The organism is uncultured Microscilla sp., assembly GCF_947493425.1.
Lineage (GTDB): Bacteria > Bacteroidota > Bacteroidia > Cytophagales > Microscillaceae > Microscilla.
The window spans coordinates 1-346 of record NZ_CANLRP010000556.1 but is presented as its reverse complement, the minus strand read 5'-3'; the positions used below and the strand labels follow the sequence as shown (position 1 = coordinate 346).

The window sequence follows — 346 nt, the reverse complement described above, 5'->3', positions numbered from 1 at the left end:
ACATACTAACTACAATTACGAATGTGAGAATTACGAACCGACCGTAGGGAGCTCTGCGTAAGCTAATTACGAACCGATCTCTGCCTTGGCGAATTATGATAAGTGCTGCGTAAGCTAATTCGTAATTCGTAATTGACCAATTCGTAATTCATTTTACCTTCTTCACCTTCACCTCAAAGCTGTTCCGTTCAGGGCTTGTCACATCATACACTCTTATTATATATATCCCAGTCGAAAAATCCTGCAAGTAGATTTGATGCTCACGGGTGCGACTTGCCCAATGCCCTCTGGCTACTACCTGCCCACTCAGGCTAGTGACCTGCCAACGAATATCGGGCGAAGGCGT

General features: G+C 45.1%; 1 protein-coding gene. It reads right to left on the bottom strand.

Features of this window, described 5'->3' with window-relative positions:
• Positions 1-148 precede the first annotated feature (148 nt).
• A partial coding sequence (locus Q0954_RS34645) for a T9SS type A sorting domain-containing protein (protein WP_299466850.1) occupies positions 149-346 on the bottom strand: 198 nt, incomplete at its 5' end.